We start from the raw sequence: 384 nt of genomic DNA, 5'->3' as shown, positions 1-384 counted from the left end.
CTTTTGATGACGAAGCAGGAACTCATATAAGCACTGTCGCAGCGCCTTTTGGCCCAGGAACCTTCCAGGGCACTGAATTGCTTTCAGCATTTGATGGCGAGTCACTCAGCACTGTATGGCAACTTACCATCTTCGATAGATTAGCTGGCGACACAGGTACTCTTAATGCTTGGGGTATCAGTGGTGATACTGCCGACTCTGTGTCAGTAGCCGAGCCAGGTACTCTTGCTTTGCTTGGTCTTGGACTAGCAGGCCTTGGCTTTACTCGTAGAAGAGTTTAAGCATGATTTGCTGCCTCTGCATTAGAGGCAGCAACCTTCCGGCAAACATTGGTAGCTGGCCATTAATGTTGGCCGAATAAACCAGCTCTCAATAAGTAACGCT

General features: G+C 48.7%; 1 protein-coding gene. It reads left to right on the top strand.

Annotated elements, in window-relative coordinates; all coding sequences use genetic code 11:
• Positions 1-281: PEP-CTERM sorting domain-containing protein (locus tag A3766_RS31045; protein ID WP_197479536.1), on the top strand; the 281-nt coding region annotated here is incomplete at its 5' end.
• Between the last annotated feature and the right edge of the window lie 103 nt (positions 282-384).

This window comes from Oleiphilus sp. HI0132, from assembly GCF_001635845.1.
The sequence above is the reverse complement of the archived record's forward strand: the minus strand, read 5'-3'. Positions and strand labels throughout refer to the sequence as shown.